20 protein-coding genes are annotated in these 24,630 nt (G+C 37.8%); 3 read left to right on the top strand and 17 right to left on the bottom strand.

Translation table 11 applies throughout. The features are described 5' to 3' along the window. Positions 1–101 precede the first annotated feature (101 nt). The 4 genes from rlmD to glyA form a co-directional block, all read right to left on the bottom strand. Positions 102–1,439, bottom strand: coding sequence for a 23S rRNA (uracil(1939)-C(5))-methyltransferase RlmD (gene rlmD, locus K6G87_RS08775; protein WP_296835986.1), 1,338 nt, complete (start codon positions 1,437–1,439; stop codon positions 102–104). After that, positions 1,420–1,776, bottom strand: a complete 357-nt coding sequence (locus tag K6G87_RS08770; RefSeq protein ID WP_296835984.1) for a hypothetical protein — start codon at positions 1,774–1,776, stop codon at positions 1,420–1,422. The genes rlmD and K6G87_RS08770 overlap by 20 nt, the downstream gene beginning before the upstream one ends. Before the next feature lie 132 nt (positions 1,777–1,908). Further along, complete coding sequence (locus tag K6G87_RS08765) at positions 1,909–3,243, bottom strand: glycoside hydrolase family 3 N-terminal domain-containing protein (RefSeq protein ID WP_296835981.1); 1,335 nt, start codon at positions 3,241–3,243, stop codon at positions 1,909–1,911. Between the two features lie 866 nt (positions 3,244–4,109). Beyond that, the gene (glyA, locus tag K6G87_RS08760) at positions 4,110–5,348 is read right to left on the bottom strand and encodes a serine hydroxymethyltransferase (protein ID WP_296835978.1); all 1,239 of its coding nucleotides are present in this window, start codon (positions 5,346–5,348) and stop codon (positions 4,110–4,112) included. Positions 5,349–5,646: 298 nt separating this feature from the next. On the opposite strand from glyA, the gene K6G87_RS08755 reads away from it, so the two are divergent. Together K6G87_RS08755 and K6G87_RS08750 are read left to right on the top strand one after the other, a co-directional pair. Beyond that, positions 5,647–6,615 carry a diacylglycerol/lipid kinase family protein gene (locus tag K6G87_RS08755; RefSeq protein WP_296835975.1) on the top strand — a complete coding sequence of 323 codons (969 nt, stop codon included), beginning with the start codon at positions 5,647–5,649 and terminating at the stop codon, positions 6,613–6,615. Between the two features lie 181 nt (positions 6,616–6,796). Continuing rightward, on the top strand, positions 6,797–7,540 hold the full coding sequence (locus K6G87_RS08750; RefSeq protein WP_296835974.1) for a phosphatase PAP2 family protein: 744 nt from the start codon (positions 6,797–6,799) through the stop codon (positions 7,538–7,540). A 126-nt stretch (positions 7,541–7,666) separates the two neighbouring features. On the opposite strand, the gene K6G87_RS08745 is transcribed toward K6G87_RS08750, so the two are convergent. The 13 genes from K6G87_RS08745 to argC form a co-directional block, all read right to left on the bottom strand. After that, a complete protein-coding gene (locus K6G87_RS08745) occupies positions 7,667–8,308 on the bottom strand; it encodes a DUF1653 domain-containing protein (protein ID WP_296835971.1) in 642 nt (213 codons plus the stop codon). Between the two features lie 25 nt (positions 8,309–8,333). Then, positions 8,334–9,362, bottom strand: coding sequence for a DNA polymerase III subunit delta (gene holA, locus K6G87_RS08740; RefSeq protein WP_296835969.1), 1,029 nt, complete (start codon positions 9,360–9,362; stop codon positions 8,334–8,336). An 87-nt stretch (positions 9,363–9,449) separates the two neighbouring features. Further along, entirely contained in the window at positions 9,450–12,101 is a 2,652-nt protein-coding gene (locus K6G87_RS08735; protein WP_296835966.1) for a ComEC/Rec2 family competence protein, read from the bottom strand. A gap of 9 nt (positions 12,102–12,110) precedes the next feature. Continuing rightward, positions 12,111–13,097, bottom strand: a complete 987-nt coding sequence (locus K6G87_RS08730; protein ID WP_296835964.1) for a GerMN domain-containing protein — start codon at positions 13,095–13,097, stop codon at positions 12,111–12,113. A gap of 48 nt (positions 13,098–13,145) precedes the next feature. Further along, complete coding sequence (locus K6G87_RS08725; protein ID WP_296835962.1) at positions 13,146–14,645, bottom strand: sensor histidine kinase; 1,500 nt, start codon at positions 14,643–14,645, stop codon at positions 13,146–13,148. Between the two features lie 6 nt (positions 14,646–14,651). Then, complete coding sequence (locus K6G87_RS08720; protein ID WP_296835960.1) at positions 14,652–15,329, bottom strand: response regulator transcription factor; 678 nt, start codon at positions 15,327–15,329, stop codon at positions 14,652–14,654. Between the two features lie 14 nt (positions 15,330–15,343). Next, the gene (locus K6G87_RS08715; protein WP_296835957.1) at positions 15,344–16,102 is read right to left on the bottom strand and encodes a helix-hairpin-helix domain-containing protein; all 759 of its coding nucleotides are present in this window, start codon (positions 16,100–16,102) and stop codon (positions 15,344–15,346) included. A 137-nt stretch (positions 16,103–16,239) separates the two neighbouring features. Then, a complete protein-coding gene (locus K6G87_RS08710; RefSeq protein WP_296835955.1) occupies positions 16,240–17,730 on the bottom strand; it encodes a sugar ABC transporter substrate-binding protein in 1,491 nt (496 codons plus the stop codon). A gap of 52 nt (positions 17,731–17,782) precedes the next feature. Next, the gene (locus K6G87_RS08705) at positions 17,783–18,982 is read right to left on the bottom strand and encodes an aspartate aminotransferase family protein (protein WP_296835952.1); all 1,200 of its coding nucleotides are present in this window, start codon (positions 18,980–18,982) and stop codon (positions 17,783–17,785) included. Between the two features lie 18 nt (positions 18,983–19,000). Further along, a complete protein-coding gene (gene argB, locus K6G87_RS08700; protein ID WP_296836051.1) occupies positions 19,001–19,906 on the bottom strand; it encodes an acetylglutamate kinase in 906 nt (301 codons plus the stop codon). Positions 19,907–19,913: 7 nt separating this feature from the next. Beyond that, positions 19,914–21,137, bottom strand: coding sequence for a bifunctional glutamate N-acetyltransferase/amino-acid acetyltransferase ArgJ (argJ, locus tag K6G87_RS08695; RefSeq protein WP_296835949.1), 1,224 nt, complete (start codon positions 21,135–21,137; stop codon positions 19,914–19,916). 134 nt (positions 21,138–21,271) lie between these two features. Further along, positions 21,272–21,715, bottom strand: a complete 444-nt coding sequence (locus tag K6G87_RS08690; protein ID WP_296835946.1) for a GNAT family N-acetyltransferase — start codon at positions 21,713–21,715, stop codon at positions 21,272–21,274. A gap of 20 nt (positions 21,716–21,735) precedes the next feature. Then, positions 21,736–22,788 (bottom strand): N-acetyl-gamma-glutamyl-phosphate reductase, encoded by a 1,053-nt coding sequence (argC, locus tag K6G87_RS08685; RefSeq protein ID WP_296835943.1) that lies wholly within the window; start codon positions 22,786–22,788, stop codon positions 21,736–21,738. A gap of 400 nt (positions 22,789–23,188) precedes the next feature. Between argC and K6G87_RS08680 the strand changes: the two genes are divergently transcribed. Further along, the gene (locus K6G87_RS08680) at positions 23,189–24,454 is read left to right on the top strand and encodes an argininosuccinate synthase (RefSeq protein WP_296835940.1); all 1,266 of its coding nucleotides are present in this window, start codon (positions 23,189–23,191) and stop codon (positions 24,452–24,454) included. The last annotated feature ends 176 nt before the right edge of the window (positions 24,455–24,630 follow it).

Genomic DNA, 24,630 nt, shown 5'->3' with positions numbered 1-24,630 from the left:
TGATGAATCATAAAAAAAGATCATGAAAAATCATTAAAGCAATATCTATGAATAATAAAAACTCTGTGCATGAATGATTCAATTACATGCACAGAGCTTTTTTATTTTCCTGTTTTATTTAGTAAAACTATAGTTTCTATAGATCTGGTATGACAGAACATATCTACAGGAACACAGTTCGTCACCTTATATCCATTTTTAGTAAAGATTCCAAGATCCCTTGCAAGAGAATCAGGGCCACAGGAGATATAAACAACTTTCTTTGGATCAAGTATAAACAAGGATGAAAGGAATTCTTCTGTAGCTCCGCTTCTTGGCGGATCCATAAATACTACATCTACTTTATCACCAGATTCAGCCATCTGTTGCATGAATCTTGTAGCATCATTTTTATAGAATGTAACATTCTTTATTCCATTATTCTTGGCATTCCAAATAGCATCCCTCACAGCATCTCCATTGATCTCAACGCTTGTAACATGCTTAACATGAGGACTTGCTATGATTCCTATGGTTCCTACTCCGCTATAGCAGTCAAGTGCCTCTTCACTTCCGTCAAGTTCTGCAAGCTCAAGTGCTTTGGAATACATCTTCTCAGTCTGTACAGGATTTACCTGATAAAAGGACTTAGGAGAAATCTTAAATTCCATTCCGCAAACTGTATCAGTTATATATCCTTTACCATAAAGAACCTTCTCCTGATCTCCAAGTATCATGCTTGTACGCTTATCATTAACATTAAGTACGATAGTTGTTATCTCAGGATGTTCCTTTAATAATGCTTTAACAAAATTATTCTTTGAAGGAAGAATCGGGCTTGTAAGAACCAGTATCACCATTATCTGTCCACTATTCTTACCAACTCTTATAAGGACATGCCTAAGAAGGCCTTGTCCATAGTCTTCATCATAAGTCTTGATCTTAAAAGAACGAAGCATTCCTCTTATGGTTGCAATTATGGCATCTGCCTTCTCATCTTCTAAAAGACATGAATCTACAGGAACAACCTTGTGTGATCCCTCCTGATAGATACCAGAAAGAGGATTTCCTTTTCTATCATGTGTAAATACTGCATGAACCTTACATCTGTAATGATCAGGATCATCCATTCCAATGAAGGTGCCAACCTTGCAATACTTGCCCAAAAGATCTTCAAGCTTGTCATGTTTGATCCTTAGCTGCTGCTTATAGGGCATATCTATAAACTGACAGCCTCCGCACTTAGATGAAACTTTGCATCTGCTTCTTGATGATCTGGAGGCCTTAGCAGCATCAGTATTATCAGAAGCATTTGATGCTTTGACAATTTTAGCATCTTTAGATGATCTTGCCTTCTTTACAGTTCTTTCATCTTTAGATGTTTTGGCCTTTTTGGCAGCTCCTTCATTTTTAGCCGCTTTTGAATTACCGACTTTTTTATCAATCCTTTTCATCATCATCCAAATCCTCTGCCTCATCCATGAGTGCACGTTTTGTAACAGCGCGTCTTTCTGTATCGCCTGTTATATCCTTGAATTTAAGACCTTCAATATTCTTAACAAGGTTATATGCTTTCTCAACTTCGCTTCTGTTGATCTTTACGAAGCAGTTAATGCGGTCACTTCCTTTTCTTGAAAAAAGTTTCTGCCATAATGACTGTTTCTGCCAATCGATATAATAAGATATCCTGTTCTTTAAAAATATTCTCTCAAGCTCTTTTTTGTCTCTCTGAGAAAAAATATTGCAGAACAAAACTTCATTATCAAAGTTCTGAGATTCATTTAATATGCTGGACATTCTGTCTTCTCCTTAATTATGTTAGTATGTACAACTAATAGTGACAAATTATTAAAACATGATATTTTCTTTAATACAAGGATGTATTTTACTTAAAATCGAAGCTGTTTCCAATGTGCATATTTCCGAAAATTACATAGCTTCGTACATATATCTTACACGAAGTATACGTCTTATTGACTCATCAAGTCTGTCTTCTGTGATAAGACCTGTATTTAAAGCCTCAAGAATTCCATTATAAGCAGCCTGAAAATCCTCCGGCATATAGATCATATCTGCTCCTGCTATAATAGCTGCTACAGCTGCCTGATCTGAAGTATAAGAATTAGTAATCGCCGGAACATTCATGGCATCTGTAATTACTATCCCATCATATCCCAATGATCCTCTAAGAGTATCTGTTATAGCTCCGCCTGACAGACTGCATGGTATCCCTTCTCCTGATATAGAAGGACAGCAAATATTGCTTACCATTATAGCGTCAGCACCTGATCCTATAGCATATTGGAATGGTATAAATGCACCTGCCTGCAATTCCTCCATCGTAAGATCACATGTTTCAAGTCCGGAAGATGAATCCGAAACAGTCACAGGAAAAGACTTCGCACATGCGCTTACGCCCATTTCTTCAAGTGATGTTATATATACAGATGAAAGCTCTGCTGTCAGATTAGCATCAGTTCCAAATGATGATTCTGAATCAGAAAGCTGAAGGCTTGGTGCCAGGTTCATATTAAAGCCGTAGTTGATAAGATAGGATCCAAGAGCTCCTGCGTTCTCTTTGGCATCATCACTTCCTTCAAGAAAATGAGGAGCTGTTGTACCACCAAGTCCAAGACTTGTAGCAGCAACACTAGCGCTGCCTCCTTCTTCAGATACCGCAAGGAACAAAGGATATCTGCTCATCTGAGCTGTTGATGTCAGCATCTCTTTGATCTGATCATCACTCTTTATGTTATTAGACGAATATACTATTCCGCCTACTGTGTACTGTTCAAGTGCTGCCTGTGTGCTTGATCCGGCCTTTACCGCACTATCTACTCCGGTAAGCTGTTCTGGTGTAACAAAAAAGATATATGCTGCCTTCTCTTCCAAAGTCATATCAAGCAGCGTTCCATCTATTCTGTTATTGACCATTTCATCCGTTTCAGAAGCAAGCGGAACCTCTTCATCATCCGGTGTAATAATTGCTATTTCTTCATTTTCAGAACTTTCAGAGGCTGCTATAACAGCTTCCTTTTCATTCTGACGATTCACCACTGCTGCAGATACCTTCTTTATTCCCACAGCAAGACCAGCTATAGCTACAGAAACTATAACAAGGACAATTATATAAGCTGTTATCTGGGATCTGCGACGACGACGGCGGCGACTTTCTCTTTTTTGCTGTTTAGACTTTTCCTGAACATTACCCTGTTCGAAATCCTGAGCATTATCAACTACTGCATTATTATTTTCTTCCCGCATATCTTTTTCCCCTCCCTAACTGAAAATAAGAACAAATAAACTATGAAAAAAATAGTAATGGCAATACTTAAAAACATTTTAACACAAAAAGCACAAAAAAAGAACGGCGACCTTTTCTCTTCAAATCGCCGTTCCTCATTCTGTTGAAATTTTTTTACCAATTTCTATTTTGCTATTAAAATACTGCGTCTCGTCTTCACATCCCAATGGACTGTCCCTCCGATTTCTCAACCTGCCTTTTCCATTCACTTGTGCTTTCATAAGCTGTGGTGGTCAAGATAAAGATATTGATCGTCGCCACTAATCATGTACTTAAGCCGTTGTAATAATATAACACTAATTCTCAATCATAAATCTAAAGTTAATTTTCTGGTGGTCCGTACCTTCCTTTCCAGCAGTTATAGTAAATTACTTATGTCTTTGGAGTATACCTACCTTTCTTTCGGTCCCCCGAAGTATTTTCTATCTATTTCGTTTGAATTGATTATAGTGTATCAAACGGGTTTTAATTTGTCAAGTCAATTTAATTATTTTTTATTTGTTTTCTGTTTATTATTTGTCTTTTAATTCTTATTTCTGCTATTTGTTTGTATTTTATATTATATTCTGACAATAATAAGCATCTATTCACTCTCCTGTTTTCCCTATGATTATGCCAATCTGCCATTCTATCATTCTTCTAATTTGCATATAAAAAGGAAACCTGATAAGGATCTTATAAAAAATGGCATAAAAAGGCCATGACACAAAGCCTTATATAAGCAAAATGTCATGGCCTTAATTTTCAAATTTATCGGACAATTACAAAATCATCACATAAATCATAGTGATAAATATGTAAAAGCAATTCTTGCTCCGTCCAATTATCAGATAAGAGGATACTTGTCTGTAAGAGACTTAACGATAGCCTTAGCCTCTTCGATTCCAGCTTCCTTCTTCTTGATAACAACAGAAATGGCTTCTGCGATCTTGTCCATATCTTCTGTGTTCATTCCTCTTGTTGTAACAGCAGGTGTTCCAAGACGGATACCACTTGTTACAAAAGGAGACTGCTTCTCGTTAGGTATTGTATTCTTATTAGCTGTGATATGAGCTTCATCAAGCCATGCCTCAACCTCTTTACCTGTAAGATCATAATTAGTAAGATCTACAAGCATAAGGTGATTGTCTGTACCGCCTGATACGATCTTGATATCTCTCTTCATAAGACCCTCGCTAAGAGCCTTAGCATTGTCAATAACTCCCTGCTGATATACCTTGAATGAAGGATCAAGTGCTTCCTTGAAGCAGATAGCCTTTGCTGCAATTACATGTTCAAGAGGACCACCCTGAATTCCCGGGAATACAGCCTTATTGAACTTGAACTTATCCTGAGCAGCCTGATTCCACATGATCATACCGCCTCTAGGTCCTCGAAGAGTTTTGTGAGTTGTTGTAGTTACAACATCAGCATATGGGAATGGACTTGGATGAAGTCCTGCAGCTACAAGACCTGCGATATGAGCGATATCTACCATAAGGATAGCTCCGCATGCATCAGCAGCTTCTCTGAACTTGGCAAAATCAATTGTTCTACAATATGCAGAAGCTCCTGCGATGATAAGCTTTGGTTTATTCTCTATAGCGAGTCTCTTCATCTCGTCATAATCAAGAAATCCGTTCTCATCTACACCATAAGGAATAACCTTAAAGTATGTACCGGAGATATTAGCAGAACTACCATGAGAAAGATGACCACCCTGGTTAAGGTTCATACCCATAATAGTATCACCCGGCTGAAGAAGTGCGAACTGTACAGCAAGATTAGCCTGTGCTCCTGAATGAGGCTGAACATTAACGTAATCGCAGTGGAAAAGCTCCTTTGCACGTTCTCTGGCAAGATTCTCAACGCGGTCAACTACATAGCATCCGCCATAATATCTTTTTCCCGGAAGACCTTCTGCATACTTATTAGTAAGTGGGCTTCCCATAGCTGCCATAACAGCTTTGCTTGTCCAGTTTTCTGAAGCGATCAGCTCAATGTGGTCGTTCTGACGCTGCATTTCATCTTCAATTGCCTGAGCAATTTCAGGGTCAACTTTTTTGACTTCGTCCAATGAATACATTTTTTCTCTCCTGACATATCTACCGATTCAAACGGTTTTGTACTGGTTTTTTAACATCACTTGGCATATCATAGCATATAGATAAATCAATTTCTATATGACAAAAATAATTTTTTGAACAAATACTCAAAAAAATCAGATTAATTTTGTAATGGGTATATAACATAAAATTTACACTCTTATTATCTTAATGGTTTTAATTTATTATAATAAGAGTTGGTAATGCCCAAATTACCTGTTATGATAATAGCTTTTCTGTATAGACATTTATAAAACTTACAAAGAGGTAGAATAAATTATGTTTTATGTAATCGTTAATCCCGGATCAGGTTCCGGAAGGGGATATTATACATGGAAGAAGCTTGAAGAGAGTTTTGTTGTAGCAAATCTCAAATATCAGGCCATCACGACCAAAAAAGCCGGTGATGCCAAGAGACTCACATCTTCACTTATAGAAAAGCATTCCGACGATAAGGAGCCTGTAAAGCTTATAGTCATAGGCGGCGACGGCACTATGAACGAAGTGATAAATGGCATTACAGATTTTGACAAAATAGTACTTGGTTATATCCCCGGAGGATCTGCAGGTGACCTTGCTCTTGGGCTTGGCCTTAAGATCGATACCAATGAGCTTATTAAAAGGATCACGGATGGCAAAGTTCTCCGTCAAACAGATATAGGAGAAGTTATATACAATCACGTATCATCTACTTATTCAAGGCTTCATGACGATGACATCGAAACTCAAAGATATTTTGATGTAAGCGCCGGAATAGGCTTTGATGCTGCTGTTTGCGAGGAAGCTCTCTCATCAAGGCTCAAGAAAGTCCTTAATGCCATAAAGCTGGGCAAACTTACCTACCTTTTCATAGCTCTTCATCAGATTTTTTCTGTAGAAAAAAATGCCATGGATATCACTACTATAGAAGGAGAACACCTGCACCTTGATAAAGCCCTGTTTGCTGCTATGATGATCCATCCTTTTGAAGGCGGAGGATTCATGTTCGGCCCAAATGCTGACTGCAATGATGGAATGTTCGATCTGTGCGTGGCAGGCGATATACCTATTCCTACTATATTAAGAGCCCTTCCTTCTGCCAAGAAAGGAAAGCATTTTAAATATAAAGGTATTCATGCTCTAAGAAGCAGTGAAATTCATATCAAAACCGAAAAACCACTTTGGGTTCATACTGACGGAGAAGTTTCCATCAAATCTGACGATATTTTGATAAAAAATACAGGATATAAACTTAAACTTCTGGTCTGATCCTCCGATATACTTTTCGGGTTTTTATTCTTTACGGTCTTTGTAATGTTTGACCATTTTTTACCGAAATATCGTAATTTTTTCAGACAGTTTAATCTTGCGATTATGTAAATGAGCGAGTATAGTAGTATTTGTAACTTTGGACATCTAGCTATTAACATTTTTAGTAAAGGAAAAGACTATGCAGAATTTCATAAAAGCAGATGCCTACAGCAAGCCTATAACATCAACAAGGGTCATCGAAACCATTCTGATGACGATCCCTACTGCAATATATGCTGTTATATACTTGGTGTGGTTTAACTACATAGAAACACGCAGAGTAATCCATTATACTGAAATGCACACAAGTTTGGATGATATGATTCCATTCTTGGAGATATTCGTAATACCGTATATATTTTGGTTTTTCTTTATCGCCTTTTGTACTGCATTTCCGTTATTAAAATATGAAAAAGAGGACTATTGGAGATTTATTATATTTCTTGGGACAGGAATGACACTATTTCTTGTAATCTCCACTATATTCCCCACAATACAATATTTAAGACCTACTCATTTTGAACGTACCAACATATTTACAAAACTTGTGAGCATCTTCTACAAGTACGATACACCTACAAATGTATTTCCAAGCATGCATGTATATAACGCTATTGGCGGTGCTTTTAGTATCACCTACAGCAAGAGATTCAGCAAAGGCTGGAAGATCTTCTCACATTTTGCATCACTTTCAATCGTACTTTCAACAATGTTCATCAAGCAGCATTCCGTAATTGATGTAGTAAGCGGAACAGCACTTGCACTTATAATGTATTATGTTGTATATCGTTCTGATATTGTTTTAAATTTCCTAAGGAAGATTCACCTTATCGATCCTGCTCCACAGGAAGGCGAAGTTGCAACTCAGGAATTAAGATTGTAAAAATAAGCTCTCTGCAAACGCAGAGAGCTTTATTTATGTTCATACTCACATTATTTAAGCTGTGTTATTATCAGCAATATCTATAGCATATTTTATTACCAATATCTATTGTATATCTGATATGCATTATCTAAGACGTTCTGTTTCAAATCTTGCAATAGTATCCAGACAATTTCTAAGATCAGCAAGTCTGTCATATACATCTCCAGGCTCAACTTCGACATCTATTGCCATAGCCATAATATCAATCATATCATCTGTAACTATGGGTCTTATCTTCTCAAGTATCTGAATCCTTGCCTTAGCAGAATCACTGTCAAGAAAGGCTACAACATTAGGATCAAGATTAAGTTCATCAGCTTCATCTTCTATAGTCTTATTCATATAATCGCTGTTAGAAGCTTTAATATCCATGGTCTTATTTTGAGGAGTACTCTGAACATTAATAACCGCTTCAGTTTTGGGCTGTGGACGAACTATAAAAGAACTATTAACTTCAGTATGAACTGCATTATCTGATCCATTGCCGCTTAGAAGTTCACGGTCAACAGGCTCAAATCTCATTTTCTGCCTGACATCCGGATATTTTAATCTGTCAACAGGACTCATGAACATAGAAAGAGGTCTTGCATATACTTTATAATCTCCGTACAAAGCCTGATATATTACAAGCTCCTCTTTGGTTTCTGAATGAATTGCAATAGTCAAAACCTGATAAAGATTTCCTTTAAAATGTCTGTAAATCTGCTGTGGAATAGGCCTTTCCATATACTGGTCCCCCTTTTTCTTTATATTAACCCTGTGAAGGCTTAGCTGAACACTTTACTATTATCATTTCTACACTTATAACGTCGTCAAGTTTGCCGCTCTTATAAGCTTCATCACTTTCAACGCACAATTCGAGGCAGCTTTTAAGATTTGCTGTAGTATAAGATCTTGACCAGTTAATATATTTACCGACTATAAATGGCGCAAGATGAACAGCTGACGCTATAGATCCTTTATCCTTGTGATTATCGACCATCTCCTTGACCTGAAGCATTATATTGAACTGCCTGAATATAAGCGCAAGTATTTTCTGAGGAGGTTCTCTAAGCGCAAGAAGGTCATAATACAGATCCATTGCTTTCTTCTGATTATGCTCTACTATTGCATCTGTCATGGCAAATATCTGATTTGAAAGCCAGTTAGCGCATACAGCATCTACATCTTCTACCATGACTGTGTCTCTTCCCTGACAATAGCATATGATCTTCTCAAGCTCATTGGAGGCATTGGACATATCTGTTCCAACTCTTTCGAAGAAAAAATTAACTGTGCTTTCTGTAGTCATAAAGCCGTTATTCTTAAGCCTTCTTGCAGCCCACATTCTAAGCTCCGCTATATCCGGTGTATCACATTCTATAGTGATACCGCCTGAATTTGCAGCTTTAAATACATCTTTACGCTTATCTACACTGCTTTCTACTATAAGAAAATAGGCTGTTTCAGAAGGCGACTTTAAATAATCAGCAAGCTCCGGACATCCGCTTTTAAATAGTCCTGACTCTTCTATCACTATGACACGCCTAGGGGCAAAAAAGGGCATTGTCTCTGCCATATCTATAACTTCCGCTATATTTATATCTTTGCCCTCATAACGGGACATATTCATGGAATCGCCGCTTCCAAGAAGCGCCTTTTTAAGCTCATCCCTGACCTGATTCCTGAGATATGCTTCTTCGCCATATACAAGATAGCAGTGCTTAAAGCTTTCCGCATTAATATCCTGCATTATATCTTTATGTTTAGCCTTAAATTCTGATGTCTTTGCTGGCATCATTGCCTCCCGATACGTCATTTCCGGCTTGGCCGGCAATATGTTCTGACTTTAATATCTTACCACAATACATTAACAGCTTCACGTTTATTAATTACCCGTTCTGATATACCAGGTCATTTTGCTATTTCTTCCATCACTATCAACAGTTATTGCTCCCTTTTCATAAGTTATATAGTATAAAGAGCCAATATTGCCGAGCCTTTCAAGCACTTCCTCATGCGGGTGTCCATACATATTATTACTGCCTGCTGATATAACTGAACATGAAGGATTTAGTATTCGCAGAAACTCTTCATCAGTTGTATATTTAGATCCATGATGAGGTACTTTCAATAAAGTTATATTACTAAAAACATCTTCATTTTGCTCCATGTACCTGTTAAGGCTTGTAAGTCCTTCCTCTTCTACATCTCCTGTAAGAAGGCTCGTGAATTCGCCGTATCTTAGAAAAAGCACCGTTGAGTGTGCATTGGCGCCTTCTGTCACAAGCCCCTGCTCCGGCCCTTCGCAGGTAATCGTAATATCTTTATTACCTGTTACCAGCTGATCTCCCCTTTTTATATATGAAACAGGTACACCTGCATTCATAGCAGCTTCTTCAAGCTCTTTATAATGATCCTCTCTGCAGCTTATAGCACAGTCAGGAAGTATAAGGCTTCCTATCTTAATTCCTCCATAAGGCATAGCCTCCAAAAGTTCCATAACTCCGGATATATGATCAGTATCCTCGTGAGTTATGATACAGGCATCGATATAACCTATTCCTTCGTATTTTAGGTATGGAGTTAATATATACTTACCAACATTTTTTCTTGAAGTACTGCCTCCATCTATCAGATATGTCTTATGATCCATTTCTATGACAATTCCATCTCCCTGACCTACATGCAGGAACGTCATACGAAGTTCAGGGCGTATACGTACTGACAGAATAATCACAGCAATAACAGGGATCAGATATACTAATATATATCTTTTGTATTTAACATATTCAATCAGCTTATGAATATATATTAAATTTTTTATTTTATTGTTAAATTCATTATTCTTGTCTTCTTTTTCGTATCTATTATCATTATCGTATTCATAATCTTTTTCATATCTACCATCATTATTGTATTCATAATCTTTTTCATATCTATCATCATTATCGTATTCATAATCTTTTTCATATCTATCCTCATTATCATATTCATATTCTTTTCCACATTGAACATCCTTTTCATGCTGATCATCCTTTATTTCTTCATGATAATTTAAGTACTTATATTTATTATCATTTTTAGTTTCATACATATTCCTCTTTTCCCTGGCATCTAATAATCTCATGTTTTGCCTTATATATTTATTAAATATAATAAATATAATAAGTAGCACATAATAGCACACAACCTGCCAGGCTTTGGCACATCCGGCATACCAGGTGTTAAAAGGCAGCATTCTGCTTCCAAGGCATACTATCTTATACATAGATAAGATAATATGGCACAAAAATCCGGGAATAGCAGCAATATCATTAGCTATGCTTCCGCTTATAAGTACTATTATCCCAAGTCCCAGCAAGATAGTCATAAATGGTATGACCAGGATATTAAGAAATGTAGAATACACAGGGAATGTATAATATGTATTCATCTGCACCGGAAGTGTAATAGCAGATACGCTTGCAGAAGCCTTGATAATAGACAAAGCACCTTCTGCCAGCTTTTCCTTGGCAATAATAAGATAATCTTTTAATGTAAGCTTTTGGGAATTTCTTATAAGCTTATCCATTTGTTTTTTCTTATCATCTTTGTGGAAATGCGACAAAGAAGGAAGTATAAGACCAATACCTATTACTGCACCAAAACTCATCATAAAGCCGCTATGATAGATATAAAGAGGCTGCTCTATTATAAGAAGGATAGCTGCAACTGCCATTGCCGTCAGCATATCATATGTTCTTCCAATTACAGTCGCAAGCATGTGAAGGCCAAACATAATAATGGCTCTTATAGCTGATGTTCCCATCCCACACATGATCCCATATGTCATCATGACAGCAATCGAAATAGCTGCTGCCTGTAATACTCCAATCCTTAGCTTCCTTATAAGTTTATAAAGGCCCATACCAAGAATTGATATGTGAAGGCCCGAAATACTAAGGATATGTATGATACCGGCGCCCTGATAAAGGCCTTTGATATCCTGATCCATGGACGTTCTGTCTCCAAGGAGCATAGCTTTCATGACAGATGCATCCTCTGTATCAAAAGTAGTATCAAGGATATTAGAAAAATGTGTTCTTATCCTGTACAATTCTTCTTTGAAGGAATTGCTATCATAATTTCTTCCTTGTACATATCCTTCTCGTATCTGATATTCAATTTTTAAAATCTTATAATATACGCGGCTGTCAAATTCTCCGGGATTACTTGCTCTTGCAAATGCGTAGTAATCCCCTTGTATATCAACAACTTCACCTATTTGTGGAATGTTACCGACACTGGTCTTATAAGTAGACGAAAGATATACTTTTACTATAGTATCTTCTTTCCCTGATTCTTTGATATATAGAACTGGTACCTGATTTCCATCGAAATCGGTTCCGGTATCTTTAGATGTGACCTTTCCCGATATAGTGATATACTCCCCATTTTCTTGTCCACTATCTGAATAATCTGGTGGATATAGAAAAAGGAATATATAGACAGCCGCCACAAATGCTATTGCTACAAAACATAGTGGACGCTTAAACATTTCTTATCTCTATTCTTTTATTATTTCAAGATTTCTTTCAAATGTACCGGAAAGACTAAGGCTATCCATAAATTTGACATCCTTATTTCCATCAACAGTTATCTGAACCTTGTTAACATCAGTAAATTCTGAAAGAGTATTTACTATTGAATAAATTGCTGTCTGAGCTGTAACAGTATACGGCTCAGTTGTAAATGTTGAATCAAGATCAACATAACATACACCGTCTCTAACGGTGATAGAATTAATAGTTGTCTGAGGATTTATAGTAGGATAAACTTCATCTGTGTTAGGGCCTGCAATAAGCTGCTCAAGAGCAACTCTCTCAATTGATATATTACTGTTAAAGACAATAGTACGATATACCTTTATAAGGCCATCACCTTCTTCATTGGTAAAATACAAAGTAAGTGTAACCTTCTCATATGTATTGATCTCATTACCGGCATTATAGATGAATGTATCCTCTGTCATTCCTCCTATAACGTTACCTGCTGTATCAGTCAAAGGATTTCCATTTACTTCAAATGTAACTGTCTTAACAGCTTCAATCTGAGTAAGAGTACGGACCATAGCAGCCCTGTCAAGAATTTCTGTAACATGCTCTACAGACTTATATGACTCATCAAAATTCAAGATAAGACTTTCATCTGTAAGGCTGTAATCAATAAGGGCAATTCTTCCTCCAAGAGGTGCTTCATAAGAAAATGAATCAGGATTACTTGAAAGCTGCTCGATAAGTTCAGCAAGAACCGCTTCTGTATCATCTATATCAGATGTAAGCGTATAATCTCTTTCGATAATTCCGGTTTCAGAAGTATTAACATAGTAGATCTTTACTTCATTAGCATCTTTTTCATCAAAGCTTCCACTTATACCAGAACCCTTGGAACATGCAGTAAGAACCATGCAGACAGCAAGAATAAGAGCCAAAAGAGCTCTTCCTGCTATTATTGACGATATTTTATTTTTCAAAGAAAAGCTATCGCTACTCATTCCTTTTATGATTCTCCCTGCCAACTCATTTAACCCGTTTAGATCATTTTATTTGGTATAACTAAGAGGTATTTTAATAGTAAAGGTTGTTCCCTCTCCTAGTACGCTATCTACATCAATAGATCCACGGTGCATAAGTATCGCACTCTTAGTTATGGAAAGACCAAGTCCTGTTCCGCCTATTTCTCTGGATCTTGACTTATCAACCCTATAGAATCTGTTGAATATAAGTTCTGTAGCATCTTCCGGAATACCTACTCCGGAATCAGATATCGTTATTGTAAATGACTGATGATCAGCATCAAGTATTACCTTAACCCATCCGGATTCTTTGTTGTACTTGATAGCATTCTCAACTATATTCATTATTGCAAGTGAAAGCTTGACTTCATCGATCTCAGCTGTAACAGCACGTCTTGAATCAAATGTTAGCTCTATATTATTCTTTCTTGCAATAGGGCGAAGTCTCTTAAGTATGATCTCAGTCATTTCATTTACATCAACTGTAGATATATTAAGCTGAGCAGATGTCTTATCCATCTTAACAAGTGACAGAAGATCATCTATTATCGAAGCTTCTCTGTCAACTTCCTTGCTTATATCCTGCATAAAGTCCTGATACATCTCTATTGGAGCATCCGGCTGTGCAACAAGCGTATCAGCAAGAACCTTCATAGATGTAATAGGGGTCTTAAGTTCATGTGAGACATTAGATACAAATTCCTGTCTTGACTCATCCAGTGTCTTCATTCTGCTCTGAAGCTGGTTAAAGGCTGTAACAATATGCTCAGTCTCCAAATAATCAGGAACAGAAATATCCTCGTTGGTAAAACCCGCCTTTATATCATTGATTGCATTAGTGATCCTGTCAAAAGGCTTAAGAAGTATATTAGCCGCAAACAATGAAAACATAAATATTATAATGATTATTATAAGTTCTATTGAGCTTGCATTTCTGTTAAGAATATCAAGAGTTGTACTGATATTCTCTGTAGAAGCACTTGTAAGAATTACACCGACAACAGTTTCTACTTCCTTCTCATTACCAGCTTCATCTTCAGTAATAACAGTTTCTGTAATAGGCGTAGTAATCTCTATATAACCATTATTGGCATCATAAACAGATGTTGTACCGGAATCACCTTGTTTAAGGCATTTTACAACCTCTTCCGAAATAATAGTCTTTTTTTCACTTATACCATAGGTATCTTTTATGATTTTAAGATTGTCATCAATGATCATGACACGCCCATCATAAAGGTTAGCAAGCATGTCAAGCTCAGCTCCGACAATTTCAGACGAGGTATCCTTCAGGTATCCATAGGTGATCAGATGATCAGCCAGAATACGAGCCTGTGTCTGTACCTCAGTTGTACGAACTGCGACTGCACGCCCTTCATACGTTTCTATGATCGCAAAATGTACGACCTGACAGGATATAAGTCCTGTCACAAAAACAAGTATAAAGATACGTACGCGCAGACTTCTGAATATATTGACTATCTTTAATTTATGTAATATTTCACTAAATGCAGATTTTAAATTCATACCTAATTATGCCTGAAAATAGTATCCTGAGCCCCATTTGGTTCTAACATATCTAGGCTCGCTGGGATTAGACTCAAGCTTCTCACGAAGTCTTCTTACATGTACATCAACAGTTCTGACATCTCCAGGATACTCATCTCCCCAGATATCTGTCAAAAGTTCATCACGTGAAAAGACCTTTCCGGAATGTGCAGCAAGAAGTTCCAAAACTTCAAACTCACGGCTTGTAAGGCTTATCTCTTTATCTCTTACAAATACTCTTCTGTATTCCTTGTTGATCTTAAGATCACCAAATACCATCTCTGACATAGATTCAACTGAAGCAGCACGACGAATTATGGCCTTAATTCTTGCCTTTACTTCAAGTATATTAAATGGTTTTGTGATATAGTCATCAGCACCGTATTCAAGTCCAAGGATCTTGTCCATGTCATCACCCTTGGCTGTAAGCATAATAACAGGAACATTACTGAACTCTCTGATAGCCTGACATACATCAAAACCTGAAAGTTCTGGAAGCATTACATCCAGAAGAATAATATCATACTTATTGGTCTTGGCCAGTTCCAAAGCCTCTGCGCCATCATAAGCGCAATCAACTTCCATATCATCCTGTTCCAGACTAAACTTAAGTCCCTTTACTATTGACTTCTCATCATCTACTACAAGTGCTTTACGTGACATTTGTTCCCCACTTTCTATACTGTTATTCTATCTTTGATCTGTTCAAATACTTTGTCTTTAATTCCGTTAACCTTTTTGATGTCCTCAATGCACAAAAAAGGTCCGTTTTCTTCACGATAAGCTATTATGGCATTGGCCCTCGATTCTCCGATACCGCTTAAGGTACACAGTTCTTCTATTCCGGCAGTATTAATATTTACTATACACTGAGTGTTATCAGAAGCCTCTTGAGGTGTCTGACTATTAGTATCTACCGGTGTTCCATCGCCTGTTACTACAAAATTATCATCTGAGGATGATAAAGAATCACTCCCATTATCCAAAGTCTGTTCATCTGAGCTGTTGAGCTCTGCAGTCTCGCTTATTGTAGGTACCTGGATCTTCATTCCATCAGAAACCTTCATAGCAAGATTTAGATATTCTGCATCGGCATCATCTGAAAATCCGCCTGCGGCTTCTATTGCATCTGCAATTCTCGAATCACCTGAAAGTTCATATACACCGCTGTTATTAACAGCTCCGCATACATAAACAGTGATAACACTTTCAGCTATACTGACACTCTCTACCGCCGTATCAGACAGGCTTAAATCACAAGTACTATCATTTTGTGAACTATCGTCTGCAAAAGACTCTTCTTCATTACTACTACATTCAGAAGCTGACTCTTTACTTTGTATAACCTGATAATCAGCCGATCTGCAACCATTCAAAAGAATAGTAGCAGTTACAAGGACCAGATATAATCCGGCTTTCGATCTTATAATTTGCATGTTCCTCCCTTAAGAGGATCCCGCCATGCATACATATAATATTTTATTTCAAAAACTAAGACCTTGCAAGTCCTTTTAGGCTTGCAAGGTCACTATATTTCAAACAAAATAATACGTTTTTAAGAACTATGCCGCTACTATTCAGTCATACCCTCATCATAGTACTCCTCAGCAGTCGTCCAGGAGACATCATTTGTAAAATCTATAGGGCTTTCTTCTATCGTCTGTTCGCTTCCGGATACCTGGGTTTTGACCCTGCTTGAAACATTTCTCAATGTCTCATTAGGATCAGCGCCTTCCCATATCTCTTCAAATGCAATCTCAAGCTGCATCCAGAAATTTGATGTTGCTATCATCTTGGGCATCGGAACTGACGCATCATAAGCTTCGATAAATCCTGAAAGACCACTTTCCTTGTGCTGGACAGTTCTGTTAGTTGAGACCTTACCTGTCATCTGATACATATCATCATCATATCTTCCGCACAGATATTCTGCTGCTTCATTAGCTTCTTTAGTATGCTCTGAATATCCATTCACTACTATGCATCTTGTTACTGACATGGTTCTTGTCTGTATATCATCCATAAGATCCGGCATTGGTACTACTCCATATTCATAAGAGCATTCACCATTTTGCTGAGCTTCTGATATAGCCCCAAGTGCATCAGTTGTAGCAAGAGTAAATACTATCTTACCGCCAATAAAGTCCTGTATGATTTCCTGATAAGAAGAAGTATTAGAATCAATAGCAAAGAACTGATTGAGCTGCTGATACAATTCCATACATCTTATAGCATCTTCATTATAAATATCTATAAGCTCGGAATTATCTCCGGCATCTCCTCCAATATTGATATAATTACCCACGAAGAAATAATTATAAAATATATCAGACACGTCCCATTTAAATACTGCCTCTACTTCTGCAGGTGCATTATAGGTCTCGGCAAATGTAATGATATCTGTTATAGTATCAGGTATCATCTCATTAACCTTTTCAGCGACCTCTTCATCTGATATTTCTACAGAGCCTTCAAAAGAGGCACTGTCAGAAGCAGCTTCTTCAGTAGCATCCTCTTCTATACCTTGAAGGTAATACTCATTTTCAAGCGAATCACGGGCTGCATTTTCAAGATATGTCTTATTATACAAAAGAGTACTTGTCTCAAAATAGTATGGATAAGCGATATACTGGCCATCATAGGTCACACTTTTAAGTGCAGCTGACGGATACTGATCCTGTGTAAGACTATTACTGTCTACAGGCACAGCCAGTCCCGCAAGGTATGCTTTTTCTAATGAATCATTAGTAAGAATATACAGATCAGGATACATCTCGCCCGCTGCCGAAGCTGCTGAGATGTTCTCAAGATATTCAAGAGCTGATACAAGCGTAGGTTCAAGTCTTGTGTATTTATGGGTATCATTATAATTTACTGATAACTGAAGTAGATAATCAGTAAGTGCATCATCATCATACCAAAGTCTTATTGTAGTCTTTTTTCTGGAAAAAAGAGAACTGTTTTCACCAGATAATACACTGCCTCCGCGTATAGCAAAAAATATTGAAATAAAAAGTACGCATACTGTCAGAATAACAGACAGAAGTCTTTTTTTCTTGTTCATCAAAAAATCTCCCAACATTATCCAGGCACAGCATGCGCACAAAGAATCATTATCAGATTTCCTTAAGACAGGCGTCAAGTATATCTATCATCTGATCGACATCATCTTTGGTAATAACCAGCGGTGGAACAAAACGTATGATCTCGGTTCCTGCATTAATGAGGATAAGACCCTTGTCCATAGCTTTTACTATTATATCTGCAACCGGTCTGTCAAATACCAGTCCCTGCATAAGCCCGGCTCCGCGCCTGGTGGTTATAAAATCATATTTATTTACGAGCTCATCAAGCCTTTGTTCAAGGTATGGAGCTACTGAATTCACATTGTCTATTATATTGTACTGTTCAAATAAATCAAGCACCTTGCTTATAGCAGCACATGCAAGAGGGTTGCCGCCATAGGTAGTTCCATGGTCTCCTGCCTTTAACGAATTCTGGCCAACCTTCTCATTTAGAAGGAATGCACCTACAGGAACACCGCATCCAAGTGCCTTTGCACTTGTCATGATATCAGGCTTTACACCATACTTCTGCCATGCATACATGTAACCTGTTCTGCCCATTCCGCACTGAATCTCATCGAGTATAAGAAGGATATCTTTCTCATCACAAAGTGCACGCACCTTTTTAAGGAATTCTTCATCTGCAGGAAAAATACCGCCTTCTCCCTGAACAGTCTCCATGATTATAGCACATGTTTTGTCATTTACGTTTTCAAGAATGCTTTCATAATCATTCATTTTGGCAAAACGTATATTGCCGATCATTGGTTCAAAAGGTTCACGGTACTTAGGATTTCCAGTAACAGATAAGGCTCCAAATGTTCTTCCATGGAAAGAATGCTCCATGGCAATTATTTCATGATCATTATGACCATCTTTTAAGAATGCATACTTTCTTGCTGCTTTCAATGCTCCTTCTATTGCTTCTGCTCCAGAATTGGTAAAAAAGACACGGTCCATACCGCTTACTTTTTTGAGCTTTCTTGCAGCTTCAATAGCCGGAACATTATAGTAATAATTTGATGTATGAATAACCTTGTCTATCTGATCCTTAAGCGCATCATTATACTCTTTGTTGTTATAGCCAAGAGCAAATACTGCAATTCCGGAAACAAAATCAAGATATTCTTTGCCATCGATATCATAAAGATGAACACCATCTCCGTGGTCAAGAACTACCTGATAACGGTTATATGTATGAAGGAGGTCCTTCTCGGCCTCATCTATATACTGCTTCATTGTGTCGGACATTTCATTTCTCCTTTATTATTACTTATTGCAACAAGATAGTTCATCTGTATCGTTCATGAACATGGTTCCGATACCTCTGTTAGTAAATACTTCAAGAAGAAGACAATGAGGAATTCTTCCATCAAGAATATGCACTCTGTTTACCCCTTCTCTTACAGCTGATACACAGTTTCCGAGCTTTGGAAGCATTCCGCCGCCAATCTGGCCTGATGCAATCAGCTCATCTGCTTCTGAACATGTCATGCGGCTTATAAGGGATGATTTGTCATTGATATCCTTGTATACTCCTTCTATATCTGTAAGGAATGCAAGCTTTTCTGCTCCTACAGCCTTAGCTATAGCACATGCTGCATCATCTGCATTGATATTATAGGTATCAAAATTATCATCAAGACCTATTGGAGCGATTATAGGAAGATAGTCTCTGTCAAGAAGATCATATAAGATCTTGGGATCAACCTTATCAACATCTCCAACGAATCCAATATCTTTTCCATCAGAATACTTCTTCTGAACATGTAAAAGACCTGAATCCTTACCGCTTATTCCTATAGCCTTGATTCCAAGTTCCTGTACCATGGTAACAAGCTGTTTATTAACCTTGGACAGAACCATTTCAGCTATTTCCATAGTCTCTGAATCTGTCACTCTAAGGCCATTAACAAATTCAGCCTGTTTTCCGACTTTGCCTACCCAGTTACTGATAGCCTTGCCGCCGCCATGTACTATGATTGGCTTGAATCCAACAAGTTTAAGAAGGGTTACATCCTGGATGACATTTCTCTGGAGCTCTTCATTGCTCATGGCACTTCCGCCATATTTAACTACGATTATCTTACGATTAAATTTCTGAATATAAGGAAGCGCTTCAATAAGCACCTCAGCTTTTTTCATTACATCCTGCATATCCTTATCCACTGTCATATTCTCCTTAGCTTCTGTAATCTGCATTGATCTTTACATAATCATAAGTCAGGTCGCATCCAAATGCTGTTGCTTCTTCACTACCCTCATTCATATTGGCAACAACCATCACTTCCGCTTCCTTCATGATCTTAACTGCAAAATCCTCATCAAAATCCAAAGGATTACCATGATCGAATACCTTGAGTTTGCCTGCCTTACTTTCAAAATAGAGTTCAACGTCAGTCTGATCAAACTCTGCTCCGGAATATCCCATAGCACACAGGAATCTTCCGAAGTTAGCATCACATCCGAATATTGCAGCCTTTGATAGATTGGAGCCTACAATTGCACGTGCGAGCGTTCTTGCATCATCCTTACTTTTTGCATTAATTATCTTTGCTTCAAAAAGCTTACTTGCTCCCTCTCCATCACCTGCCATCCTTCTTGCAAGGAATCTGCATACAGTATATAGAGCTTCATAAAACTTATCATAATCTTCATTTTTAGAGGTTATAGTCTCATTTCCTGCAAGTCCGTTAGCCATAAGAAGAAGTGTATCGTTAGTAGATGTATCTCCATCAACTGTTATCATGTTGAAGGTGTCTTTGATAACACTGCTTAAGGCTTCCTGCATGAGCTTTTTGTCTATAGAAAGGTCTGTTGTGATAAATCCAAGCATGGTGCACATGTTGGGATGGATCATTCCTGATCCTTTACTCATTCCTCCGACAGTGACAGTCTTACCTGATGCTTCAAATGTAACAGCATACTCTTTGTTAATAGTATCTGTAGTCATGATGGCTTTAGAAGCTTTGGTTCCTGCTTCCTTATCATGGCTTAAAGTCTTACTCATCATTGATACGCCATTTACAAGCTTATCAACAGGAAGCTGCATTCCTATTACTCCTGTTGATGCAACTGCAACTGTATTAAAGGGAACCGAAAGCTCTTTTTCCACAGCTCTTGCAGTAGCTTCGCAGGCGTCAAAGCCTTCCTTGCCGGTACAGGCATTGGCTATTCCGGAATTTACAACAACAGCCTGCATCTTATCCCCTGAATATACAATCTTCTGATCCCACATAACGCATGCCGCTTTGACCTGATTGCTGGTAAATGTTCCCGCACATTCACATGGTACATCAGAATAGACCATGGCCATATCTGTTCTTCCCTGATACTTAATTCCTGCTGCGCAGTCGGCAGCTTTAAAACCAAGCGGGGATGTAACACCGCCTTCTATAATATTCATATCACTTCCTCCAAATGCTACGCTTATGATCAACTGCAGCTACTATCTCACAAGGAAGCAGCTGTATGTATAACTTAGTATGTATAACTTAGTATTTATACCTTTAATGCAAGTATATATCTTTTTTATAATATTCATTTATTGAATATAGTAATATTGTCAGGATCAATAACATGATCATAATAGTTCATGTCATTTCTAAGTATCCATCCCATCTTCTGCCAGAAGGCATTACCACCTTCATTGGTGACAAAAGCATTTAAAGCAACCTTGCAGATCTTCTCTTCTTTGAGTTTCTGAAGACAAAAGTCTACCATATGCTGACCTATGTGCCTTCTTCTGTAATCAGGAGAAACACATACATGATACATACACGCTCTTCTTCCGTCATGTCCGCATAATATAGCTCCAACTATCTTGCCATCCTCAACATCAACACAGCTGGTAGTAGGATTTCTTCTGAGAAACATCTCGATTCCTTCTTTTGAATCATCTATGCTCCTTATTCCAAAACCCTTTATAGACATCCAAAGTGAATATACATCATCGTAATCTTCAACTGTCATTACACGAACCATTTAAATTATCCTCTTTCCTTTTATGGGAAGCAGGGAACGATATCAAGTCCCATGCTTTCATCAAGTCCAAATAAAATATTCATATTCTGAACAGCCTGTCCTGCTGCTCCCTTTACAAGGTTATCAAGCGCGCCCATCATTATGATTCGGCCTGTTCTTTCATCAATCTTAAATCCTATATCTACATAATTAGAAGTTTCAACCCATCTTGTCTCAGGATATACACCATCATCAAGGACTCTTATAAACTTCTCATTACCATAATATTTTTCATAAGCTGCTCTTACTTCTTCAGAAGTAGGAAGCTTGCCATCCTTTTTATTAAGTGTTGCATATTCTGTTGCAAGGATTCCTCTGTTCATAGGAGCAAGGTGAGGAGTGAAATTTATAAGTATCTCTTTACCTGCTGCATATCCAAGCTGTTCTTCGATCTCAGGCGTATGACGGTGATTGGCAACGCCATAAGGCTTGGCACTTTCATTAACTTCACAGTAAAGATTGGCAACCTTGGCGCCTCTTCCTGCACCTGATACGCCGCTAAGAGCATCTACAATAAGAGTAGAGGGATCAATAAGACCTTCTTTGACCAAAGGATAAGCTGTAAGGATGGAACAGGTTGTATAGCATCCCGGATTAGCAACTATTCTTGCTCCCTTAATCTTATCTCTGTTGATCTCGCACAGGCCATAAACTGCTTCATCAATATACTGAGGAGCCTTGTGCTCTATCTTGTACCATTTTTCGTAAACGGAAACATCTTTAAGTCTGAAATCTGCAGAAAGATCAATTATCTTGACCTTTTTAAGAATATCTTCATTAACGAGTGATGCGCAAAGCCCTTGAGGTGTTGCTGTAAAGATAACGTCAACTTCTTCTGCAAGCTTGTCCATATCCTCGCCAAGACAATCTGCATCTACTAATTTGAAAAGATTCTGATAGATAGATGCATATTTCTGATCTATATAACTCCTGGAGCCATACCATACAACTTCTGCCATAGGATGCATCTGTAAAAGTCTTACGATCTCAGCTCCGGCATATCCTGTTGCGCCAATAATTCCTACCTTTATCATTTAGGACCTCCATATCAAGCAATTGATTTATTGATTAATTTTACCCTTATTAATACGATGGAAATTTACTTAAACGCACGTTACTATTATAATGTATTTGGCGATAAAATTCCCGATTTCTTTTTGTATGCATGCCTTAGTATACGACTAGGTGTATAATAATGCAAGTCTTTTTTAATATTTATACATTATTTTAAAAATTTTCTAAATATTTATACATTTTCTTCTTGCATTATGCATCAAGAGGTAGTATATTTACTCTTGTCATCAATTTAAGTTACAGCACGAATTAAACTTTACATGCCTTTTTGAGGTTTATTTTTCCACTGTAGCTTTATTTCATTATTAAATATACATTTTAATTAGAATTTTTATTCATAATCAAATGGAGGAATTATCTATGGCAGCAAAGAAAAAGGAAAAAGTTATACTTGCATATTCAGGCGGTCTTGACACTACTGCAATTATTCCATGGCTCAAAGAAACATACGGATACGATGTTGTATGTGTATGCGCAGATTGCGGACAGGGCAATGAGCTTGATGGTCTCGAAGAAAGAGCAAAGGCAAGCGGTGCATCTAAATTATATATTGAAGATATAACAGATGATTTCTGTGATAACTATGTAGTACCCTGTGTTCAGGCTCACGCAGTATATGAGAACAAGTATCTGCTTGGAACATCAATGGCTCGTCCTGCTATAGCTAAGCGTCTTGTAGAGATTGCAAGAAAAGAAGGAGCTACTGCTATCTGCCACGGTGCAACAGGTAAAGGAAATGATCAGATCCGTTTCGAGCTTGCATTCAAGGCTCTTGCTCCTGATGTACGTGTAATTGCTCCATGGCGTGATCCTAACTGGAAACTTCAGTCACGTGAAGATGAGGAAGAATACTGCAAGAAGCATGGAATCAATCTTCCATTCTCTCATAGCAACAGCTACAGCCGTGACCGTAACCTCTGGCACCTTTCACATGAAGGTCTTGAACTTGAAGATCCTTCTAAGGAGCCTAATTACAAGCACATGCTCGTACTTGGTGTAACACCTCAGGAAGCTCCTGACAAGGAAACAGATATCACTATGACATTTGAAAAGGGTGTTCCCAAGACTGTAAATGGCAAGAAGATGAAGGTATCTGATATCATCCGCACTCTTAACGAACTTGGTGCCAAAAATGGTGTTGGCATTATCGATATCGTAGAAAACCGCGTTGTTGGTATGAAGAGCCGTGGTGTATATGAAACTCCCGGAGGAACAATCCTTTACGAAGCTCACCAGCAGCTCGAAGAGCTCATCCTTGACCGTGATACTTATGCACTCAAGCAGGAAATGGGCAACAAGCTTGCACAGATCGTATACGAAGGCAAATGGTTCACTCCTTTAAGAGAGGCTGTACAGGCTTTCATCGAGAGCACACAGCAGTATGTAACAGGAGAAGTTCACTTCAAGCTTTATAAGGGCAATATCATAAAGGCCGGAACAACTTCACCATATTCTCTTTACAATCAGGATATTGCTTCCTTCACAACAGGTGATATGTATGATCATACTGACGCTAGCGGATTCATCAATCTGTTCGGCCTGTCATTAAAGGTTCGTGCACTTAAGATGCAGGAAGTTGATGAAAAGTCCAAGAAGTCCAAAAAGACAGCAGTTAAAAAGAAATAAAATGAATGTTTAAATAACAGCATTATACCCTAATGGCATCAGGCAGTTTCCATTTTACTTGCCCGATGCCATTATTTTTGTTTAATCTATACATTGGATATATTCATTTTGAGTGTTACAATTTGCATTAGTATCAAGGGGAGGATAATTTTCAATATGAATTCAATACTTCTCAT

The organism is Butyrivibrio sp., from assembly GCF_024699075.1.
The sequence above is the reverse complement of the archived record's forward strand: the minus strand, read 5'-3'. Positions and strand labels throughout refer to the sequence as shown.

Excerpts from the sequence above, each read along its gene's own strand:
- rlmD (WP_296835986.1), bottom strand. The coding sequence starts at position 1,439 with ATGATGATGAAAAGGATTGATAAAAAAGTCGGTAATTCAAAAGCGGCT.
- K6G87_RS08770 (WP_296835984.1), bottom strand. The coding sequence starts at position 1,776 with ATGTCCAGCATATTAAATGAATCTCAGAACTTTGATAATGAAGTTTTG.
- K6G87_RS08765 (WP_296835981.1), bottom strand. The coding sequence starts at position 3,243 with ATGCGGGAAGAAAATAATAATGCAGTAGTTGATAATGCTCAGGATTTC.
- glyA (WP_296835978.1), bottom strand. The coding sequence starts at position 5,348 with ATGTATTCATTGGACGAAGTCAAAAAAGTTGACCCTGAAATTGCTCAG.
- K6G87_RS08755 (WP_296835975.1), top strand. The coding sequence starts at position 5,647 with ATGTTTTATGTAATCGTTAATCCCGGATCAGGTTCCGGAAGGGGATAT.
- K6G87_RS08750 (WP_296835974.1), top strand. The coding sequence starts at position 6,797 with ATGCAGAATTTCATAAAAGCAGATGCCTACAGCAAGCCTATAACATCA.
- K6G87_RS08745 (WP_296835971.1), bottom strand. The coding sequence starts at position 8,308 with ATGGAAAGGCCTATTCCACAGCAGATTTACAGACATTTTAAAGGAAAT.
- holA (WP_296835969.1), bottom strand. The coding sequence starts at position 9,362 with ATGATGCCAGCAAAGACATCAGAATTTAAGGCTAAACATAAAGATATA.
- K6G87_RS08735 (WP_296835966.1), bottom strand. The coding sequence starts at position 12,101 with ATGTTTAAGCGTCCACTATGTTTTGTAGCAATAGCATTTGTGGCGGCT.
- K6G87_RS08730 (WP_296835964.1), bottom strand. The coding sequence starts at position 13,097 with ATGAGTAGCGATAGCTTTTCTTTGAAAAATAAAATATCGTCAATAATA.
- K6G87_RS08725 (WP_296835962.1), bottom strand. The coding sequence starts at position 14,645 with ATGAATTTAAAATCTGCATTTAGTGAAATATTACATAAATTAAAGATA.
- K6G87_RS08720 (WP_296835960.1), bottom strand. The coding sequence starts at position 15,329 with ATGTCACGTAAAGCACTTGTAGTAGATGATGAGAAGTCAATAGTAAAG.
- K6G87_RS08715 (WP_296835957.1), bottom strand. The coding sequence starts at position 16,102 with ATGCAAATTATAAGATCGAAAGCCGGATTATATCTGGTCCTTGTAACT.
- K6G87_RS08710 (WP_296835955.1), bottom strand. The coding sequence starts at position 17,730 with ATGAACAAGAAAAAAAGACTTCTGTCTGTTATTCTGACAGTATGCGTA.
- K6G87_RS08705 (WP_296835952.1), bottom strand. The coding sequence starts at position 18,982 with ATGTCCGACACAATGAAGCAGTATATAGATGAGGCCGAGAAGGACCTC.
- argB (WP_296836051.1), bottom strand. The coding sequence starts at position 19,906 with ATGACAGTGGATAAGGATATGCAGGATGTAATGAAAAAAGCTGAGGTG.
- argJ (WP_296835949.1), bottom strand. The coding sequence starts at position 21,137 with ATGAATATTATAGAAGGCGGTGTTACATCCCCGCTTGGTTTTAAAGCT.
- K6G87_RS08690 (WP_296835946.1), bottom strand. The coding sequence starts at position 21,715 with ATGGTTCGTGTAATGACAGTTGAAGATTACGATGATGTATATTCACTT.
- argC (WP_296835943.1), bottom strand. The coding sequence starts at position 22,788 with ATGATAAAGGTAGGAATTATTGGCGCAACAGGATATGCCGGAGCTGAG.
- K6G87_RS08680 (WP_296835940.1), top strand. The coding sequence starts at position 23,189 with ATGGCAGCAAAGAAAAAGGAAAAAGTTATACTTGCATATTCAGGCGGT.